Origin of the sequence: Klebsiella sp. GB_Kp056, from assembly GCF_040064755.1 — a bacterium.
GTDB lineage: Bacteria > Pseudomonadota > Gammaproteobacteria > Enterobacterales > Enterobacteriaceae > Klebsiella > Klebsiella quasipneumoniae.
This window is the reverse complement of sequence record NZ_JBEAJA010000041.1, coordinates 161,270-181,770: the sequence shown is the minus strand read 5'-3', so window position 1 is coordinate 181,770 and position 20,501 is coordinate 161,270. Positions and strand designations below refer to the sequence as shown.

Genomic DNA, 20,501 nt, shown 5'->3' with positions numbered 1-20,501 from the left:
GTTTATTCATCATCCAGGCTAAGGCGGCGGCGGCTGATAATGCGCAGCATGCGCCACAGCACCCACGCCAGCAGCACGATACTGACCGCGGCGAAGATCGCCAGCAGTATCGGGTGGTTAGAGAGCGCGAACCAGATGCGCTCGAACCAGGGCAGATGGCCAACATAGTAAACATCGCCCACCCGCAGGCTGTTGACGCCGGATTCACGGATCACCGCCACCGAGCCAAACATCGCCGCCCGCTTACCGCTGTCGTTGAGGGCGTTGGTCAGCAATTCATTACCTCGCGGGCTGTCGGCCAGCAGGGCCACCACGCTACGCTGATCGTTGTAGGGCGACTGGAAGCCAATCACTGCCGCCATCGGTCCGGAAGAGGTGATGTCGGTGCGGGTGTTGGGCGTGCGGGCCTCGTCATCGGGATAAATGCTCGCCAGGTCATAGTGGCGCATCGGCATTTTCACCCAGCTTTTGGTCGCCTCGACCAGCAGGTTGATTTTGGTATCGTCCTTGAGAGACGAGGGGATCGCGCCGATCAGCAGCAGATCCGCATCTTTATTCTTGATCTGGTTGCCATCGTCGGTCATTTGCAGATTAATCGCCGCCAGGCCGGTCTGCGAACCGATGCCGCCCAGCGCCTGCAGCAGCGTCGCCACCTGGCCCTGGGTCGGCGCCTTCGGCACCACCACCAGGGTGTCGGCGAGGTCAGCCATTCGGCTGTAAGGGAAGCCCGCATTGGCGAAGACGCGCAGGTCCGGCAGCGCAATAAAGTGATAATACTTCGAGAAGTCGATGGTCGAATCGTCGCCGATCACCACATGGTTCTGCACCGGCTGGAAGGTAATACAGTTGTCGATGGAGCCGCCGGGCATCGGGTTCATGTACTGGAAGTCAAAGCGCAGCTGGTTCACCGCCCCAAGACGCAGCGCGGGGATGGTGACCTCCGATTTGCCGTCCAGCAGCCCCTGCAGCACCGGCAGGCGCAGGATCAGTTTGTTCACGTCCTGGGAGCTGTTAAGGCTGAACGACTGCAGGAACTGGTCGTTGAGGCTGATATCCATCCGCGAACTGTCCTTCACCGGCGGCATGGTGTAGCGATATTTCAGATCCATATCGATGCCGTTGGCCCGCAGCAGATAGAGATCCGGCGGCAGGTTAAGCGCCACGGTGATGGCATCCGGCACCAGCCCGCTGGACTGCAGCTGTTGCTCATAGGTTTTCAGCTCAGCAAAGGTGACCGAGCGGTCGGTGCGCACCCAGTTTGGCGCATCGTATGGCTGCCGCGGCTGCAGGGTTTTGATGCCGTCCACGGTGACGCTGCTGCCGCGGAACAGAATATTGCCCTGAGCAATCCCCTTCGCCGCCAGCAGCAGGTCTTTATCATCGCGGCCGAAAATCACCAGCAGCTTGACGTAAGGATCGTTCGGGTTGTCGATCATTTCGATGGTCGGCGCGTTGACCGGCGGATGATCGCGCAGGAAATCCGGACGCTTGTCGTTGGTGGCGAAGACAATGGCGTTACGATCCGGCAGTTCGTTGAAATAGACCGGGAACTGCTGGCCGCGCCAGCCGGCCTTGCTGCCGAACCATGAGGCGATAATCGCCGCCGCCTGCTGCTGGGCCACCGCCGGCGAACCCGGGAAAATCATCGGCAGCGTCAGCGGGCGGTTGTCGCGCGGATCGTAGAACGGCACCGGGAAGTGCGACAGATCGTTATGCACCTTCAGCGACTGGTAGGTGAGATCCAGATAGCTTTCGCGCCCGACGTCCAGCCACAGCGTGCTGCTGGCCGGGTTTTCGCAGACATCGCGATAGTGGCCGACAAACTCCAGCCGTATGCGGTTGAAGTCGGTGATATACAGTGGGTCAATCGGCAACTGCGCGCGGATCTTTTTCCCCAGCTGCTCTTTGGTGACGGGCAGAACGCCCATCAGCTCATCGTTGAGATAGACTTTCAGCTGCGACTGCACGGGCAGCAGCGAGGGCGACGGGGTATATTCCAGATTGAGCAGCGCGTTGGCGACCAGCTCATCGCTGCGCATGCCGAATTCGACCGAGGCGTCAGGCCGTGAGCCGCGCAGCACAATGCTGCCCGGAGGCGGCGCGATGGTGGCAAAGGTCAGCTTCACCTCCCGCTGCGGGATATTCTCGGCGACCACCGCCGGAGCGGTCGGTTCGGCGAGGGTCGCCGTCGGCTCGCCAATCGTCACCGGCGCGGGCGGGGTGGCCGCCTGCGGCTGAACGCCAGGAGCCGGGTTCACCACGGCGGCCGGCGCCGCGTAAGAGGCCAGCGGATACCAGCTGCACATGCCCACCGCTACTGCACACATCCAGGAAAGTTTTCTTTTCATCGCATTATCATCATTGTTGAGCCATTGCCGGGTCTGCGGAGAGCGTCGGCGCGGCGCGTTCAGGGCGTCGGGGTACAAACGACACTATCCATGCCACCAGCGAGGTGAGCGCGCGGAAAATGACCTTCACCGACGGCGGCGAAAACTCCGCCAGGTGACGGTAACCACGGAATCCCAGCTTGAGGATATCCAGCAGGCTTTCCATCGGCTTATCTTCCGGGAAGCTATCCTGCCAAAGCGCCCACGTATCGGCGCGGGCAAACGTACACTGCACAAAATCGATATGCTGCTGGTTGGTCAACGGCAGCAGCTGCAATCCCACTTCGTTGCCGTTTACCCGCGCGACCCGCACCGGGAAGACATACTCCTGCTGTCCCCGTTTGAGCAGCAGCCTGGCGTTCTGCCCCTCCAGCACCTGCGCGTCGCTGTGAATTTTGATCCCCAGCCCGCCGTCGGAATAGTCGTGAACGGTGCAGGAGAACAGATGGCCGTCATCGCGGGCGATGGCCGCCGGCATGCTCATTTCGACACGATGCGACCGGCGGACCTGCTTGCTTTCGACCGAGACCGCCACCGCGCCGCCAAGAATAATCAGGTTGTAGAACACCCAGACAATACTCACCCAGACGGTGAGAATTTCGTTTTCCGGGCCGTACATAAAGCGCCAGATCCCCACCGCGACGCCGACCAGGTTGAGCAGCACGAGGTAGATATAGGGCCGGGAGATCACCCAGTCGACATACTCCTCTTCCACCAGCCCACCCTTCGCGGTGACGTTGAATTTGCCTTTATGCGGGTTAATCAACGCCACAAAGGTGGGCGGCGCGATATACCAGGCGAGCACCGTCTCGTAGATTTCACTCCAGAACGAATGGCGGTATTTGCCCTGAATCTTCGAGTTGGTCAGGCTGGCGTGGATCATATGCGGCAGCACGAACAGCGCGATCATCAGCGCCGGCGCATAAATGATATAGGCATGGAGCAGCAAAAAGGCCAGCGGCGCCGTGAGGAAGATGAGGCGCGGAATACCGGAGAGGAAGTGGAGCATGGCGTTGGCGTAGCAGACGCGCTGCGCCAGCTTCAGCCCCTTGCCAAACAGCGGGTTATCGAGACGGAAAATCTGCACCATGCCGCGCGCCCAGCGGATGCGCTGGCCAATGTGCGCCGACAAACTCTCCGTCGCCAGCCCCGCCGCCTGCGGAATACGCATATAGGCGGAGGTGTAACCGCGCCGGTGCAGGCGCAGCGAGGTGTGGGCATCTTCGGTCACCGTTTCGACGGCAATGCCGCCAATCTCATCCAGCGGGCCGCGGCGGATCACGGCGCAGGAGCCGCAGAAGAAGGTGGCATCCCACATATCGTTCCCATCCTGCACCAGGCCGTAGAACAGGGTGCCTTCGTTCGGCGTTTTGCGAAAACGGCCAAGGTTGCGCTCAAAGGGGTCTGGCGAGAAGAAATGGTGCGGGGTCTGCATCATCGCCAGCTCTTTCTCTTTCAGGAACCAGCCCATGGTCATCTGCAGAAACGAGCGCGTCGGCACGTGGTCGCAGTCAAAGATCGAGACAAACTCCCCTTTGGCGTATTTCAGCGCATTGTTGATGTTACCGGCCTTGGCGTGCTCATGGCTGGTTCGGGCGATGTAGTGCACCCCGACATCTTTGGCAAACTGGCGAAACGCTTCCCGTCCGCCGTCGTCGAGGATCCAAATGTTGAGCTTGTCCTTCGGCCAGTCGATGCCCTGCGAGGCATAGATGGTGTTTTTCACCACGTTGAGATCTTCGTTGTAGGTGGGGACGAAGATATCCACCGTCGGCCACAGATCCATGTCCTCCGGCAGCGGCACCGGTTGGCGGTTCAACGGCCAGACCACCTGGAAGTAGCCCAGCACCAGCACCACCCAGGCGTAGGTTTCGGCGAACAGCAAAATAATCCCGCACACCAGGCTTACCGGGTCGTTCCAGTTCAGCGTCGAGGTGTAGCGCCACCAGATATAGCGGCACGAGACCGTCAGCGACAGCACGATCAGCATCAGCGCCGAGAAGCGGCCGGGGATGCGCCGCACCAGCAGCGCCACGCCCCACAGCAGCATCAGGAAGATAAATTGCGACAGCGGGTTAAAGGGCTGCGTAATACACATCAGCGCCAGCACCAGCGAGCAGCAGGTCACCACCCCGAGGATTGCCCGGCGCAGTTTAGGATTGAGGTGCGCCAGCTCTTTCTGTTTATCCAGATGGCGGGTGCGGGCGTTAACCTGCTCAGGCAGTTTCTCCATCCATTGCGCGTAGCGACCATGCACCCCTTCCAGCGCCGCCAGCGAACGCCAGTTGACCTTTTTCTCCGGCTCCGGCACGCGGGTCGCCAGCAGCCACAGGGATTGCAACAGATAGCGCAGCGGATCCAGGAGCCGTGGCCGGTGCGGATTAATATGGGGGAAATAGGTGTCATGGTGCGCCAGAATCGCCTGCCAGCGCGGCGTCTCCAGCGGCATGAGCGCCCAGACCAGCGATGCCCACAGGCAGCCAAGCGACGCCGACAGCCAGGAGGCGCCATGCTGCCGGTAGTCGTCATAGCGCGCGCGCAGCCGTTCCCCCACCGGCGGGGCCAACAGCAGCGTGCTGAGGCGGATCATACCGGCCTCCCGCCGGCATAGTGGATCAGGCACCAGTTCGCCAGGGTCAGCACCTCTTCCGCCGCCAGAGAGTCCTGGCGATACTCCCCAAGGGGCTGTTTTGCCGCCAGGCACTCGGCCATCGCCTCGTCGCGGTGAATGGTCACCGGCAGGATCCGCGGCTGGCTCTCGAGCCACAGCTGGTAGAGATCTTCCTGCAGCTGGCTGCCGACCCGCAGATCGTTAATCAGAATATCGCTGTTGGCCGGAAAGGGCTGCTGGTGCAAACGGATATGGCTGTTGGCGTCGGGATGGACCACCACCAGCGAGCGGTCGCAGAGCGTCAGCAGCTCGCGGGTCAACGGCGAATAGCCCGCCGGCAGATCCAGCAGCAGCCAGCGGTACTGGCCCTGCAGCTGCTGTACCGCTTCCGTCATCGCTCCCAGGGTGGGCAGCAGCTGGTCGACGTTTTCTCTTTCGCCCGCGCTGAGCTGGCCAAACGGCAGCAGATCGATATGTTGCGTATAGCGCAGACCCGCGTCGCGCCAGTCACGGCCGTCAAGCAGCGACCGGGCCCAGCCGTCCTGATGATGGATATCGGTGTTGAAAAAAAAGCGCAGCATATTATCCGGGCTGGCGTCGATCGCCAGCACGCTTTCACCGAGCAATTGCAGCGCCCAGGCGAGTGCAGCCGTAATGGACGTGACGCCAGTTCCCCCGCGCACGCCCTGTAACCCCAGAATAGCCATCTCCGGCTTCCTTATTTTTTCTCTGCAAACTCTGCCAGCAGCGGCCAGCGCTTCAGCGCTGCGTTCAGCTGTTCACGCCTCGAAATATCATGATAATCAATATCCGGCAGGGAAAATGCCCGGCTTAGCGCCAAAAAATCATTTTGAAAGGTGTACCCCAGCGTGGCGTCCGTGGGTACGACAGGATCTTTTGCTGGCATATCTCTGTCCGTTCGAAATTTATTATTAAACCAGAGGACGTATACAGCGCTTCCTTAAAAAGCAGGTGTACATGCTAAAACTGATGACCTTTAATTTCAATGTTAGGTTTACTCTGTCAGTTTCGCTAGTAAACTTATCCAGTGTGAATCAGGGCGCACGAGGGATGCCGTGGATAGTGTATTTACTTTGGGTATTTCATCATTATGGGATGAAGTGTGCCATATGCCAGTCGGCGGGGTATGGTGGCTCAACGTTGACCGTTATGCCGATGCCGTCAGTCTGGTTAATCAGACGCTGGCCGCGCAGGCGAAAAACAGCAAAGTTGCCGCGCTGGTCATGGGTGATAAACCTGATGATATCATTTCATTAGATAGCATTCATGGCCCGAATAATATCGCGCTGTTTACCCTGCCGAATCGCCCGGAGGCGCTGGAAGAAATACATCGTGATTTAGTCTGCTCCCTCGAGCCTGGCAATTATTTGTTTATTCTGCTATGCGCTGAAAATGCCTGGCAAAATATAAATAATGAAAAGTTATGCGCCTGGGTGGAAAAAACCAGTCGCTGGGCGCAATATCATCGCTGCGCGTTCTTAGCGATCAATCCCGCCCAGGATATCGATCGGCAACTCACCCCGTTATTACGCGCGTACCGATCCCTTTCCGGTCTGGCAAGTATTCGCTACCAGGGCGACCGCCATCTTTTTGATATTGCCTGGTGGGGAAGCGATAAAGGCATCAGCGCCCAGCAGCAGCTGATGGTGCAACACGACGACGCCGGCTGGCGATTAGCGCAGGATGCTGAAACCAGCGTGCAGCCGCGTAGCGACGAAAAAGCGATCCTCAGCCATGTGCGCGTCCTCGAAGGCGCCCCGCCGCTCTCGGAATACTGGACCCTGTTCGATACCAATGACGAAGTCTTCAACGCCGGGCGCACTGCGCAGGCGGCGACGATCCTCTTCTCCATTACCCAGAATACGCAAATTGAACAGCTGGGGCGCTATATTCATACCCTGCGTCGTCAGCGCGGCACCGCGCTGAAAATTATTGTCCGCGAACAAACCCCCAGCCTGCGCGCGACCGATGAGCGGCTGCTGCTCAGCAGCGGCGCCAGCCTGGTGATCCCCAACAGCGCGTCGCTTTCCCGCTGCCTGACGCTGATTGAAAGCGTACAGAACCAAAAGTTCTCCCGGCGTATCCCGGAAGATTTTGCCACCCTGCTCACCTGGAGCCAGCCGTTAAAGCTGCGGGGCTATCAGAAATGGGACGCCTTTTGCGAAGCGGTGCACAACGTGATGACCAATACCCTGCTGCCGGCCGACAGCAAAGGCGTGATGGTGGCCCTGCGCCCGGCGCCGGGGCTGCGCGTCGAGCAGGCGCTGACGTTATGCAAACCCAACCGGATGGGCGACATCATGACCATCGGCAATAACCGGCTGGTGCTGTTCTTGTCATTTTGCCGAATCAATGACCTCGACACCGCGCTAAATCATATTTTCCCGCTGCCGACCGGCGATATTTTTTCTAACCGTATGGTGTGGTTTGAAGACAAACAGATCCTCTCGGAAATCGTGATCATGCGCGGCGTCGAGCCGGCGCGCTGGAACACGCCGCTGCCCCTCTCGGTCGGTAAAAACGAAACCATCAACGCCACCCATGATGGACGCCACTGGCGACGCTATCCCGAACCACACCGGTTAACCACCCGTGAGGAGCAAGCCTGATGATGTCTATCGCCGATATTCTGCAACTGGTGGTGCTCTGCGCCCTGCTGTTTTTTCCGCTGGGCTACCTGACGCGCCACTATCAGCGCCGGATCCGCACGACGTTAAGATTGATGTTCTTTAAACCCCGTTACGTGAAACCGGCAGGGGTATTACGCCGGGGAACAACGGTTAAGCAAGGCAAAGCGAATAAATGACAAATAAAAAAACGACCGCGGCACCGCTTCCGCTCTGGCAGTACTGGCGCGGCCTTGGCGGCTGGAACTTATACTTTCTGGTCAAGTTTGCCCTGCTGTGGGCCGGGTATCTCAATTTCCACCCGATGCTGAACCTGGTGTTTCTCGCCTTTCTGCTGGTGCCGATCCCGCGTGAAAAGCTGCACCGCATCCGCCACTGGATCGCCATTCCGCTCGGCTTCGCGCTGTTCTGGCATGATACCTGGCTGCCCGGGCCGGAGACGCTGCTTAGCCAGGGCTCGCAAATCGCCGGCTTCAGCGCCAGCTATATCTGGGATCTGATTGTCCGCTTTATCAACTGGAGCATGGTCGGCGCCTTCTTTGTTTTACTGGTGCTATGGCTGTTTATCAGCCAGTGGCTGCGCGTTACCGTGTTTGTCTCCGCGATGGTCGTCTGGCAGGCGGTCAGCCCGTTGCTGCCGGCCTTTACCATTTGGCCTGCCGGTCAGCCCACCACCGCCGCCGCCACCGCGCCGGCCAACGTCGGGACCAACGCCGCCGCTGGCGCCGCGTCCAGCCCGGCCAGCCCGGCCAGCAGCGATATTCCGCCGCAGACCGAGCCGCCGACCTCGGCCAATCTCACCAACTGGCTGAACGGTTTCTATGCCGCCGAGCAGAAGCGCAAGACGCCGTTCCCGGACCAGCTGCCGGCGGATGCGCAGCCGTTTGACCTGCTGGTGATCAATATCTGCTCGCTCTCCTGGTCGGATATTGAAGCCGCCGGGCTGATGGACCACCCGCTGTGGAAGCATTTCGATATCGTCTTCAAAAACTTTAACTCCGCGACCTCCTACAGCGGACCGGCGGCGGTGCGCCTGCTGCGCGCCAGCTGCGGCCAGCTGTCGCATACCAACCTGTATCAGCCGTCCGGCGCCGATTGCTACCTGTTTGAAAACCTGGCGAAACTCGGCTTCAACCAGCAGCTGATGCTCGGCCACAACGGCCTGTTCGGCGACTTCCTGAAAGAGCTGCGTTCGCTGGGCGGCATGCAGAGCCCGCTGATGGACCAGAGCGGTCTGCCGGTCAGCCTGCAGGCGTTTGACGGCTCGCCGGTGTACGAGGATCTGGCGGTCCTCAACCGCTGGCTGAAGACCGAAGAGGCCAGCAGCAATCCGCGGAGCGCCACCTTCTATAACACCCTGCCGCTGCATGACGGCAACCACTTCCCGGGACAAAGCAAAACCGCGGACTACAAAGTGCGCGCGCAAAAGCTGTTTGACGACCTGGATAACTTCTTCACCGAGCTGGAAAAATCGGGGCGGAAGGTGATGGTGGTGGTGGTGCCGGAACACGGCGGCGCGCTGAAGGGCGATAAGATGCAGGTGTCTGGCCTGCGGGATATCCCGAGCCCGTCGATCACTAACGTCCCGACGGCGGTGAAATTCTTCGGCATGAAGGCGCCGCATGAAGGCGCGCCGATTATCATCGATCAGCCCAGCAGCTACCTGGCGGTGTCGGAGCTGGTGGTACGCGCCCTCGACGGCAAAATGTTCAGCGAAGAGAGCGTCAACTGGCAGCAGTATGTCGCCAACCTGCCGCAGAGCGCGGCGGTGTCCGAAAACGCCAACGCCATCGTTATCCAGTATCAGGGCAAGCCGTATGTCCAGCTGAATGGCGGAAGCTGGGTGCCTTATCCGCAATAAGCGACAAGGCCGCCCATGCTGGCGGCCTGACATCGTGAGACGTTCCTGCTCTTCCCTCTCAGCCCGCAGGCATACGGGCTGAGAGGCCTGCAAAGCCATCACCGCGCTAGCGCTGATCCTGTTTCGCCAGCCAGACCAGCAGCTTGAGGCTGGCGGAGTAATAATCATCCTTGTCGTCAATCTGCGGCGCTTCCTGCGGTTCGCCAAGCGTTAAATCACGCACCGCCAGCAGGCCGCCGGCCATATTCCACGGGGCGACCTCGTTGGTGCTAACGTTGATCCACGCCGGGGTTTGCAGACGCGGGTAACTCTGCATCCAGGCTTTCCATGGCGCGAGCAAGGCGCTATGCGGATCGACCCACGAGATATACAGCGGGATACGGATCGCATCGAAACTCATCCGCGGCGGCCACTCTTTGGCCGGCAGCATCTTGCCATCCGCCCGCAGCGCCACCCAGTCGCTGGGCAGGTGCGATTTCCCCCAGCCCATCTGCCCCAGCAGCGCCTGCCCGTCACTCTGCAATGTCCGCCAGGCGGTCAGGTGCGTCCGCTCCGCAAAGGCGCGCCAGGCCGGGAAGATGAAATAGGAGGGGTTAAGGTTCAGGTGGTCGTTGCGGTTGAACCCCTTCACCCCCGGGAGCATCACCTGGCGACCGGCGAAAGTCACCACCGTATATTTCAGCAGGGAGGCGGTGATGGCATCGGAGGCCGCCGCGTAGCGCTTGTCCTGCCACTGCTTTTGCGCGCGCAGCAGCGCCCAGGCGATCAGGGTATCGCCATCGGTGGCATTATTTTTATCGGCGATCGGGTCCGGCGCCACCGGGTTATAGCGCCAGTAAAACAGCCCGTTAGACTTGTCGCGCAGGGTGCTGTCCGTCCACTGCCACAGTTTGTCGAACGCCGGGCGATCGTTATTCGCCACCGCCAGGAGCATGGCGAAGCCCTGGCCTTCCGTATGTGACACATTGCCATTGGCGGTATCAATGATACGACCGTCCGGCATCATAAAACGGGCCTTATAGCGCTCCCATGCCGTATCCGCCCACGCCCGGGGCACCAGCATCACTGCCGTTGTCACTATCACCGCCACTAAAGCACGCAGGGGCATAAATTCACTCTTTATGGATGGTAGTAAAGAAACTGAACGTCAGAGACGGAGAACACCCGCTCACGCTGCAATATCACGTGAGCACTGCCTCCCTGACTCTGCAGCCAGCGAGAATATAACCCCTCGAGTATGGCACAGAACGCGTTGCACCAGCGCACGCGCCCCGCGTCGTCGCGGCTGACCGGCAACGCCTGATGGCGCAGGCGCAGGCCGTCCTCGCCGACGTCGATGGTCACCACCCCCCAGTGGAAATGGGTCAGCAGCCGGTTGATATTCGCCTCCAGCTCCCCCACGGTCTCCGACGCCGGCAGCGGATGGGTCTCCGCCAGCGAAGCGCCCATCTGACGCAGGAACGGCTGGCTCTCCAGCTCGCCGGCATTATTGAGCATACCTTCGACCATAATAATCAACAGATCGAACCATCCGGCAGGCGTCTGCTGCTGCTGAAACCAGGTCATCACCACCGGGTTATTGTTCTCCGTCATCATCAATGATCTCCTAACATATAGCGAATATAGAGCCCGGCGGTGCTTTCGTTATAATCCCCGAAGGTGTCATAGCCAATCTGGCCCCCCAGCGTCATCTGTTTGTTGACCTTGTAATCCGCCCCGGCGCGCAGGGTATAGCCGATGCCGCTCTTCGAGGTTGCGGAATAGTAGGCTTCCTTGGCAAACCCGTTGCTTACCGCCGTCTCCAGGGTTTGCTGCCACTCCGAATTGGTCGGGAAATAGGCGCTCTTATCCTGGCTGTAAGACTGGTAGCCCACCGAGCCGCCGAGCTTCATGGTCCAGTTATCATATTTCTCCGTCAGACTGACCGGCAGCGACACACTGACGTAGTTCTGCGGACTAAAGTAGCCCCCCTGGCCATAGGTGAAGTAGCTGAGGTTTTTGGAGTAATCCATATAGCTCATGCTCAACCCGGCCTGCAGCTGGCGGTATTCGTCATGATAGGGCCGCAGATAGACCCCGGCATTGGCGTTGATGCTGGTGTTGCTGGCGACGTTCTGTCCGAGATAGCTATATCCGCCGCCGCCAACGTAGAAGCCCGCATCGCCGTCGTCATAGCTCAGCTGCAGGGTGCCGCCGTTTTTCGTCACCTGCCCCCAGTTTTTCCCGGAATAGGCATCCTTCAGACCGACATAAGAAAGCAGGCTGTCGGTCAGCGAGCGGCGTTCGCCGGTGAGGATCAGCGACAGATAGTTGGTCAGCTTGGGCGACCATTTCACCCCGCCGACAACGGTATTAAGATCCTGGCCCAGCGGCGTGCTGCCGATATCGACCCGGTAATCGTCGCCGCTTAGCGCCAGCGCCAGTTCGACGCCGTTGGCCTTCTGCGAATCGGTCGAGCCGCTGGTCTGGTCAACGTTCGGCTTGCGGCTGGACGAGGAGAGATAGCTGGCCACCTGCCCCGAATCATAGCTCCCGAGCTTGGCCAGGTTTTCCATCCCACTGCTGGTGGTCGGATTGAAATCCGCCGCGTTCAGGGTGCCGAGGCCGCTTAACGCCTCCGCGCCCGGATTGCTGGCAAAATAGGCCGTCCGCTCCGCCTCGGTCATCGCGGCGATCGCCGCCTGTTCGCTGGTGGCGGTACTCACCATATTGGAGACCGCATTGGCCAGCGGGTTGGCGCCGTAGCGACGCCAGGCGTCGCCGCTGGCGGTCCCGGCGTTTAACGACACCGGGGTGACGGTAAAGTCAAAGCGCGAGTCGCCAAACGGCGAGGAGGACCAGGTCAGCGGCGTTCTGAGCTCCGTCAGCTTGCTGGTGCCCGATTCGCCGTCGCGTCCGCGCACGTCCATTCCCCCCTGCAGCCAGCTGCCGGTTTTCTCCTGCAGCGACTCCATCATGGTGTCCACCTGACGCAGCATCCGCGTCTGGGCGGTGTCCACCGGCAGGTCGGTGCGCTGGATCCCCGGCAGCGAGGAGCCGGGTGCGGCGGCCGACTGGGCTACCTGCCACGGCATATACTGGCCGTAGGCGGAGGCCGTCCGCGTCGGCGCCGACGTTTGCGACACGCCGATGAAGGGGTTATCCGCCGCCAGCACCCCGCCGACGGTCGGCGTTTCGCTGCTGTTGGTGCTTTGCATGCCCAGCAGTTTGCCGCGGGCGCTGCGCAGGTAGGTCATCGCCTGCTGATGATGACCCTGGGCCTCCGCCACTCTCGCCAGCAGCAGCAGGCGATCCGGGGAGTTATCCTGACGCAAGCCGCCGGCCAGCTGTTCAGCGCGATCGTTGTTCCCCGCCGACAGCGCCACGTCGATGGCCCCGGCGCGCGCATCCTGGTTCGGCGTATCGCGCGTCATCAGGTAGTCATAGACCACCCCGGCCTCTTTGTTCATTTTGCCGCTCTGGTACAGCCGCGCCATGGCGAACATCAGATCGGTGTTTTGCGGATCGCTTTGCATGGCGCGGATCAGCTTGTCATACGCCGCGGCGTAATTGCCCTGCTCGCGCAGGCGATCGGCCTCGTTGATCACATAGCCATTGCGAATGCTCGCCAGCTGCGTCGGCGTACTGCTGGCCTGCAGCTGCGGATTGCTGATCAGGTTCTGCGCCTCGCCGGTCAGCCCGGCCTGGTTCAGGACGGCGATCTGATCGGCGTAATCGCCGGCGTTGCCGGACACCCCGCCGCTGATATTGTTGCGCACCAGCGATACCGCGGTGGTCAGGTCGCCGCTCTCGGCCAGCAGCCGCGCCAGCTTGCCAGCGTCCGCCGGAGCTTTCGGCGGCGTAGAGGCCATCGCCCGCAGGGTATTGCTGGCGGCGATGGTATTGCCCTGCGCCAGGTAGTTTTCGGCCGTCACCAGCTGCAGGTTGTAGTTCACCCGCTGACGTAAATCGCGCATGTCGCTGGTCTGGCTGCCGCCGGGAATGCGCGACAGCAGCGTCTGCGCCTGCTGCCAGGCGCCGTTTTCGCTGGCGAACAGCGCGGCGGCATACAGCGCGCTGTTGCTGGCGCCGGGGCGATAGGCCGCCGACATCAGCGAAGAGGCCTCGCTGGCGTTACCCGATTTTTGCAGCAGTCGGGCCAGATCGAGACGCAGCCAGGGATCGTCCGGATAGCGGGCGACGCCCTGGCGCAGGGTGGCAATGGCGCCGGCTGGGTTACCGCTGCTGACCTGCGCCTGGGCCTGGCGGCGCAGAGCGTCGCCCGGGACGCCGGCCACCACTCGCGGCTGCAGTTTTTGCTGCAGACTCTGCGGCAGCGTCTGCAGCATCGCCTGCGCCTCGGCGGATTTATTCTGCTCGCGCAGCACGTAGTAGAGGTTTTCCCGCGCCGCCGCATTCTGCGGATCGTCGTTTAACAGTGAGCGCAGCGTTTGCTCGGCCTGGGGTAAATCTTTGTTATGCCGCAGCACATCGGCGCGAAACAGCTTCGCCGAGGCGCCCCGCGCCCCGCTCTGCTGCGCCAGCGGCGCGGAGAGCGCCAGCGCCTGGCTGATATTGCCCTGCTTATAGGCCTGCTGGGCCTGCGCCAGCTGGCCGTAGAACAGGGCATCGGCCGCCTGCTGACGGCGGGTCGCCGAGGCGTCGCCGCCGAGATCGGCCGCCCGGCTCAGATATTGTGACGCGGCCTGGTAGTCGCCGCTGCGCTGGGCGATATAGCCCATGCCCGCCAGCGCATCGGCATCCTGCGGGTTGGTCTGCAATACCTCTTCAAACTGCTGTTTCGCGGCAGCGGTATTGCCGCTGTTGAGATTGGCGTAGCCCTGACCGCGCGCCTGACCGCTGCGCCGTTCACGAAAGTAGTTCTGAACTTCCCTATCCTGCGGATGCCGCTGCATCCAGGTATCGTAATACTGCTCATCCCCGGCCTGCGGGCCCAGCCAGAGCAAGGCCTGACGCAAGCCGCTGTCCGCCTCTTTATTGCCGCTGGCCATCGGCTCGAGCAGGGCGATCCCTTCCCGACGGGTCTCTTCCCGCCAGGTTAACGCTTTGCCCAGCGCCACCCGCGGGGCGTTCTCCTGCGGATGCTGCGCCACGTACTGCCGCAGTTCGCTGATGGCCTGCGGATAAAGCGATTTGTCGCTGGCCATGGTCAGGTAATATTCCGCCGCCAGCCCGGCGGGCGGCGTATTGCCATTGAACATGCTGCGCCAGGTCGCCAGCGCCCCGGGGATATTGCCGCCGCGCGCCTGCTGGCGGGCCAGGCTGAGCTGGCCCTGCGGCACCTGCGACATCTTTTTGGCGTTGTCCAGATCCTGCAGACCCGGGCTATCCGGCGCCGCTTTCGCCAGCCGCGCGCGCCACTGCGCCGCCGCCTGCATATCGCCGCCCTGCTGCGACCAGAGCGCCATCAGATACAGCGCCTGGGTGTTGTTGGCATCCACCGAGAGCACCTTCTGCAGGGACTCCATCGCCAGCTCGTCGTGGGATTTCTCATGCCAATAGTTGGCCTGGGCGAACAGCGCCTGCAGCGCCGCGTCGTTACCCGCCGCCAGCGCGCCGCCAGAGGCGCCGAGAGCCAGGGCGCCGGTGAGGCAGAATGTGGTGAGCCGCCGGGAGCTTTTCATCGTTATCGTTATCTTTCTTTTCATTGGTTATCCCCCGAACCCAGACGCTTACGGGCGTGACGTTTAAACATCGCGGTCAGCGCCAGTCCCATTATCGAGGTGGCAATCAGCCCCAGCAGGGCGAGGAAACCGGAGTGCTGGCTGGCATACCAGACCGCCATCATGTACCACGGCATCTGACCGCTGGGGAACGGCGTACTCACCTGGAAACTGCGCACCCCGTTATCGCTGGTGATCACCGCGGTATCGCCACGGATCCCGGCGTTGATACGCGGCGAGTCCAGATCGTTTTTCAGTCGCGCCAGCTGGTCATCATTGCTGGCCATCGCCACCACCACCAGGCGGGCGGGGTTCCACGGCGAACGATAGCTGATAAACCCGCGCCAGGCGCTGCTGGACGAGAAGTAGCGATCGGCGTCGAGGCTGGCGGAGGTCCAGTCCCCGGTGAGCCGGCGCTGCGCTTTTTGCCACAGATCGGGCTCGCGGACGCTCAGCACATTATCCACCGGGCGGTAGGGTGAATCGGCCAGCAGGCTCTGGTTGAAGGCCTGCTGATCGAGAGCGGTGACCGCCAGCACGTCACGTTCGCGCAGCGACTGCAAATCCCCGCCGCCGGTGGGCATCCCGAGAACGACGCGGTTATTCGCCAGCGCGGTGCCGGTCGCGTTCCCGGAGCGCGCGGCCAGATTCAGCAGGGTCGCCACCTGGGTCTCAGACGGTTCCGCCGGCAGCAGGAGCGTCGTTTGCGAATAGTCCGCCAGCCGCGAGAAGGGGAACGAGGCGCCGACGAAATAGGAAAGGTTTGGCAGCAGCGAGAAGTGTCGCGTCTTGCTCAAATCAATCCAGGAGTCGTCAGTGATGCGGCTCTTGATATTGTTATTCAGCAGCACCTGGCACGGAACATCGTCCTTCGGCACCACATTGAAGTACATCGACAGCTGGTTATCGCCGTAGATCAGGTAGGGGGCCAGCGGGATGGTAAAGCGCTCCTGGCGCGCATCGCCGCCGAGGTGGCGCCAGACTTTCTCCAGCGGCCCCTGCTTGTTCATCGGCAGGTTGTTGAGGAAGGTGCCATTGAGCGTGACGCTCAGCAGGGACTTATCCTCATTGATCCAGCTTTCCGACGGGAAGCGGTAGCCAACCTGCAGCGGGATCGTCTCGCCATCCCACAGATAGAGGTCCGGGGCGGCGCGGAAGGCGATACGTAAAGGTTCATGCCAGACGCCGCTGACGGTCGGGCTTTGATCCTTACGCAGCAGTTCGCTGAGCCTGACCGGACGATCGGTGGGGATCCAGCGCGGGGCATCATACGCTTTGCCAACCGGGATGGTCTGCGGTTCGACATCCAGCGTCGCGGTTTGCGGCGCAAAGTTGCCGCGGGTTAACCGCCAGGCTGCCATGCGCAGCGCGGTATCGTTTTTGCCGACGATCAACAGCAGCTTATAGGCCGGATTGGCGGGATTGGCGATGATGCGCAGCAGCGGCTTATCGGTTTCCGGCAGCGTCATACCGCCCACCTGCTCGCCCGGATGGCCAATCACGATGCCGTGGCGTTCCGGCAGGCGGTCGCGCAGCGCGCTGAAGGCGATGCCGCGATAGTCCGCCTGGATACCCAGCCAGGAGGAGACCAGCGCCGCGGCGCTGAAGACGTCGGCCGACGGCTTCGCTCCATAGGAAACGGCGATGTCCGCCGGCGTCATCTGCATGCTGTCGAAGAAGGGACGCGGGAAGTGGCTCAGATCGTCGCTGATGTTCAATTGCTGGCTTTCCCAGCTGAAATGCGACGTGGGCAGCACCGTGACCCGCGACGAATCATGAATGTCACGCTGGCACTGCAGGGTATCGCCATCGTTGATCTTCACGCTCAGGTTATTGCTGGAGACCATCAGCGCGGGCGGGATATCCAGCTGATAATGGGAGACATCCTCGCCATCGGCGCCCAGCGGCAGGGTGCCGAGCGGTTGACCGTTGAGCATCAGCTGCAGGGTGGCGTTGCGGCTCGCCATTTCCGGCGATACGCGAACGGCAAGGCTGAGCTGCGAATGGATCACCACCTGATCGGAAGGCAGGGTAAAGCTGACGCCCCCCTGCCGCTGACCGCCGCTGAGGATAATGCCGTCCGGCATCCCCATCTGCGCCAGATTCAGGTCGCCTCCCCAGACCGGGGCGACAGGAATGACCTCCGGCGCGGCCGTAGCGCTCACCGGCGGGGGTAAGTCCGGCATATCCGGCGCAGGGGCCGTCGTCGCCGCATCGCCGGCGGTGGCGGGGGCTGCCGGAGAGGCGCCCTCCTCCGGCGAGGCAGCCGGGGGTTCGTCGCCTGGCTCGCTGTCCGCCGCGCCGTTGAGCTGCGGGAAGCTCAGCGGGGCGGCGGCGCCCGGTTCTTCACTGTGCAGCGCAGGCGCAGAGAGCATCCCTGCCAGCAGCGCCAGCGTCGTTAATCGCTTCATAACGTGCCATCCTCCTGCGCCGTTTTCGCCACTGTTGCCCGATTGCGCTGGCTGCGACGGGTTTTCCACGTCAGCCAGAACAGTTCGAACACGCAGCGTAAAATGGTGAAGAAGGAGCGGAACGGGTTATCCTGCGGGCGCGGCGGATTAATCCAGGCATCCGCGCGGGCCAGCACCACGCGCACCAGTTCACGGCGGCGCGAAAGCGGAATATCTTCATCAAACTTGAGGCGCAGGAAGCGCTCGTCAGAGGTGACCAGCTGCGCCGGGATCGAAATAGCCCCGGACTGCAGGATCAGCTCAATCTCTTCGATATCATCCTCCAGATGGCGCGTATCCGGCGCCACCACGCGGCAGCCGCCCATCGACAGATCCTCGGTATGGCTGCGGGAAACGATGCCGCTGGCGTAATGGATCACCACCGGAATATCGACATCGATACGAATGGTTTTGCGCACCTGCCGCGTTTCGCGCGCTACGGCAATCGCCGCCAGCAGGAAGATCAGACTGTAGATCCCCCATCCGACGTTGAGGGCGATAACGTTGGGGTCCGAGCCAAAGTAGTCATGGCCAATCGCCCGGACGATGCCGACGATCACCCCCAGCGCCAGCAGGCAGGCCACCACCAGATGCGGGCGCACCACGGTGAAATCGAAGTAGCCGACGTCCAGCAGGCCGCCCTTATCGGTGACGTTGAATTTGCCGCGCTTGGGGAAAATCATCGTCACCAGGGTCGGCAGCACCAGGTGGAAAGCCAGCACAATATCGTAGATTTCCCCCCAGAAGCTGTAGCGATAGCGGCCGTTCATTCGCGAACCGACGTAGATGGCGAGAAACAGGTGCGGCAGCGCATAAGAGACGATCAGGCTCGCTGATGAGTAAATAATATTGAGGTTAAACAGCAGGTAAGCCAGCGGGGCGGTGACAAACACCACCCTCGGAAGCGCGAACTGGTAGTAGAGCATGGCGCTGAGATAGCACAAGCGCTGCTGGAAGGTCAGCCCGCGGCCAAACAGCGGGTTATCAACGCGAAAAATCTGCGTCATTCCGCGCGCCCAGCGGGTACGCTGGATAACGTGCACCACCAGGCGCTCGGTGGCGAGGCCAGCCGCCAGCGGAATATCGAGAAAGGCCGATTTCCACCCAAGGCGCTGGAACTTGAGCGCCGTATGGGCGTCCTCGGTGACCGTTTCGACGGCGAAACCGCCGATCTGCGCCAGCGCCTCGCGGCGGATCACCGCGCAGGAGCCGCAGAAAAAGGTGGCGTTCCAGTTATCGTTACCCTGCTGAATCGGGCCATAGAACAGCATCCCTTCGTTCGGGATATTGCGCCCGACGGAGAGGTTGCGCTCGAAAGGATCCGGGGAATAGAAGTAGTGCGGCGTCTGCACCAGCGCCAGCATCGGATCTTTCAGAAAGCCGCCGACGGTGGCCTGCAGAAACACGCGCGTGGCGACGTGGTCGCAGTCGAAGACGCAGATAAGCTCTCCCTGGGTCAGGGTCAGCGCGTGGTTGAGGTTCCCCGCTTTGGCGTGCTTGTTGTCGTTGCGGGTAATATAGCCCACTCCGACGTCGGCGGCGAACACGGCAAACTCGCTGCGCTTACCGTCATCCAGAAGATAGATTTTCATTTTATCTTTTGGATAATCAATACATTGTGCCGCGAGGACGGTGTCACGCACCACCTCCAGCGGTTCGTTATAGCTCGGAATATAGATATCGACCGTCGGCCACTTGCTCATATCATCCGGCAGCGGAACAATGCCGCGCTTCAGCGGCCAGACCGTCTGCAGATAGTTAAGCAGCAGCATCACCCAGATATAGACTTCCGCCAGAAAGAGCCCCATGCCGAGAATGGTTTCAATGGCTGAGTTGAAGTGCAGGGTCTGCGTGAGGCGAAAATACATGTAACGGGTGGACATCAGCAGCGAAGTGACGACCATAATCACCGAGATGCTGCGCCGTTTGCTGAAACCCATCAGAAACAGAATACCAATGCTCAGCAGACCAAAGATGTACTGCTTCTGGCTGTCCATCGGCGTGATCACTACCAGCACGGCGACCGGAGAGAGCACCAGCGCCAGCAACCAAAAAAGAGATTTTTTCATTCAGCAGCCCTGCAATAAGTTAAAGCCCTGACATGCGTGGCTGGCTGTGCACCGTGCCATCGCCAATATGGATACCCAACAGCGAAGATATTTTTTTAGCAATAATTTCAATATCGAAGGCCGCTGCCGAGGAGGCGTTAAAGTCCAGAATCGACTTCTGCGACGCATTGGCCTCCACCACGCTTTCATCACGATGGACAATGCCAAGCAGTCGTTCGCCCAGTTTTTCTTCCATCAGGCTGGTGACGTCCCGGCTGACCTGGCGACGGCTATCGCTTTGGTTAATGACGAAATAGTGCCCATGCTTGTGATTCAGCGCCGCGCCGGTCAGGCGCTGTTTTTCCACGTGCGCCAGGGTCGACATCGAGGCGGTATCCGCCAGCAGCGGGATCAGATGCAGGTCCGCCAGACCCGTCAGCGCCTTTAGCGCCGGCGAAGGCCCTGGCGGCATATCGGCGATGGTGATCAGCCCGGGATAATTCAGCAGCGCGGAGAGACCGCGCTGGAGAAAATGGTCGTTGTGAGTCAGTTGCTCATCAAACGCCTGACGCTGCGCTTCGCTCACTTCGCCATACGGCAGGACGAAAATATTGCTGCCGGCGCTCAGCACGCACTGGCTCCAGTCGTGCATTTCCAGCGCCTTCGCCACGTAGCCGCGCTCATCGTTCAGCGGTACGCCAAAATGCAAACGCAGGGCGTTCTGGACGTCAAAATCCAGCGCCAGAACTTTGCTGCCGGTCCGCGCCAGCGCATAGGCTAAATTGGCCGCCAGGGTCGTTTTCCCTACGCCACCTTTCGGTGAACAGACGCAA

General features: G+C 61.2%; 12 protein-coding genes and 1 pseudogene. 3 read left to right on the top strand and 10 right to left on the bottom strand.

Features of this window, described 5'->3' with window-relative positions; translation table 11 throughout:
* Positions 1-2: 2 nt before the first annotated feature.
* The 4 genes from bcsB (ABLV52_RS09145) to bcsR are packed head-to-tail and all read right to left on the bottom strand — an operon-like array spanning position 3 to position 5,905.
* Positions 3-2,348, bottom strand: a complete 2,346-nt coding sequence (bcsB, locus tag ABLV52_RS09145; protein ID WP_032429225.1) for a cellulose biosynthesis cyclic di-GMP-binding regulatory protein BcsB — start codon at positions 2,346-2,348, stop codon at positions 3-5.
* Between the two features lie 10 nt (positions 2,349-2,358).
* Entirely contained in the window at positions 2,359-4,977 is a 2,619-nt protein-coding gene (gene bcsA, locus ABLV52_RS09140; RefSeq protein ID WP_023291295.1) for a UDP-forming cellulose synthase catalytic subunit, read from the bottom strand.
* The gene (gene bcsQ, locus ABLV52_RS09135) at positions 4,974-5,705 is read right to left on the bottom strand and encodes a cellulose biosynthesis protein BcsQ (RefSeq protein ID WP_023291296.1); all 732 of its coding nucleotides are present in this window, start codon (positions 5,703-5,705) and stop codon (positions 4,974-4,976) included. Before bcsQ ends, bcsA (ABLV52_RS09140) begins: the two co-directional genes overlap by 4 nt.
* Before the next feature lie 11 nt (positions 5,706-5,716).
* Positions 5,717-5,905, bottom strand: a complete 189-nt coding sequence (bcsR, locus tag ABLV52_RS09130) for a cellulose biosynthesis protein BcsR (RefSeq protein ID WP_023291297.1) — start codon at positions 5,903-5,905, stop codon at positions 5,717-5,719.
* Between the two features lie 169 nt (positions 5,906-6,074).
* Between bcsR and bcsE the strand changes: the two genes are divergently transcribed.
* From bcsE to bcsG, 3 genes are read left to right on the top strand one after another with little or no spacing between them, the layout of a single operon-like run.
* Positions 6,075-7,628: a cellulose biosynthesis protein BcsE gene (bcsE, locus tag ABLV52_RS09125; protein ID WP_101993034.1), complete on the top strand. Its 1,554-nt coding sequence runs from the start codon at positions 6,075-6,077 to the stop codon at positions 7,626-7,628.
* On the top strand, positions 7,628-7,825 hold the full coding sequence (gene bcsF, locus ABLV52_RS09120) for a cellulose biosynthesis protein BcsF (protein WP_004204976.1): 198 nt from the start codon (positions 7,628-7,630) through the stop codon (positions 7,823-7,825). The genes bcsE and bcsF overlap by 1 nt, the downstream gene beginning before the upstream one ends.
* Entirely contained in the window at positions 7,822-9,507 is a 1,686-nt protein-coding gene (gene bcsG, locus ABLV52_RS09115) for a cellulose biosynthesis protein BcsG (protein ID WP_048298548.1), read from the top strand. The genes bcsF and bcsG overlap by 4 nt, the downstream gene beginning before the upstream one ends.
* A gap of 106 nt (positions 9,508-9,613) precedes the next feature.
* On the opposite strand, the gene ABLV52_RS09110 is transcribed toward bcsG, so the two are convergent.
* From ABLV52_RS09110 to ABLV52_RS09085, 6 genes and pseudogenes are all read right to left on the bottom strand, one after another.
* Positions 9,614-10,615, bottom strand: coding sequence for a glycosyl hydrolase family 8 (locus ABLV52_RS09110; protein WP_072413830.1), 1,002 nt, complete (start codon positions 10,613-10,615; stop codon positions 9,614-9,616).
* Between the two features lie 11 nt (positions 10,616-10,626).
* Entirely contained in the window at positions 10,627-11,103 is a 477-nt protein-coding gene (bcsD, locus tag ABLV52_RS09105) for a cellulose biosynthesis protein BcsD (protein WP_004204979.1), read from the bottom strand.
* The gene (locus tag ABLV52_RS09100; RefSeq protein ID WP_348890296.1) at positions 11,103-15,155 is read right to left on the bottom strand and encodes a cellulose synthase subunit BcsC-related outer membrane protein; all 4,053 of its coding nucleotides are present in this window, start codon (positions 15,153-15,155) and stop codon (positions 11,103-11,105) included. The genes bcsD and ABLV52_RS09100 overlap by 1 nt, the downstream gene beginning before the upstream one ends.
* Positions 15,152-17,581 (bottom strand): cellulose biosynthesis cyclic di-GMP-binding regulatory protein BcsB, encoded by a 2,430-nt coding sequence (bcsB, locus tag ABLV52_RS09095; protein WP_348890295.1) that lies wholly within the window; start codon positions 17,579-17,581, stop codon positions 15,152-15,154. The genes ABLV52_RS09100 and bcsB (ABLV52_RS09095) overlap by 4 nt, the downstream gene beginning before the upstream one ends.
* A complete protein-coding gene (bcsA, locus tag ABLV52_RS09090; protein ID WP_023291304.1) occupies positions 17,578-19,689 on the bottom strand; it encodes a UDP-forming cellulose synthase catalytic subunit in 2,112 nt (703 codons plus the stop codon). The genes bcsB (ABLV52_RS09095) and bcsA (ABLV52_RS09090) overlap by 4 nt, the downstream gene beginning before the upstream one ends.
* 19 nt (positions 19,690-19,708) lie before the next feature.
* Positions 19,709-20,501 (bottom strand): annotated as a pseudogene (locus ABLV52_RS09085) (cellulose synthase operon protein YhjQ/BcsQ).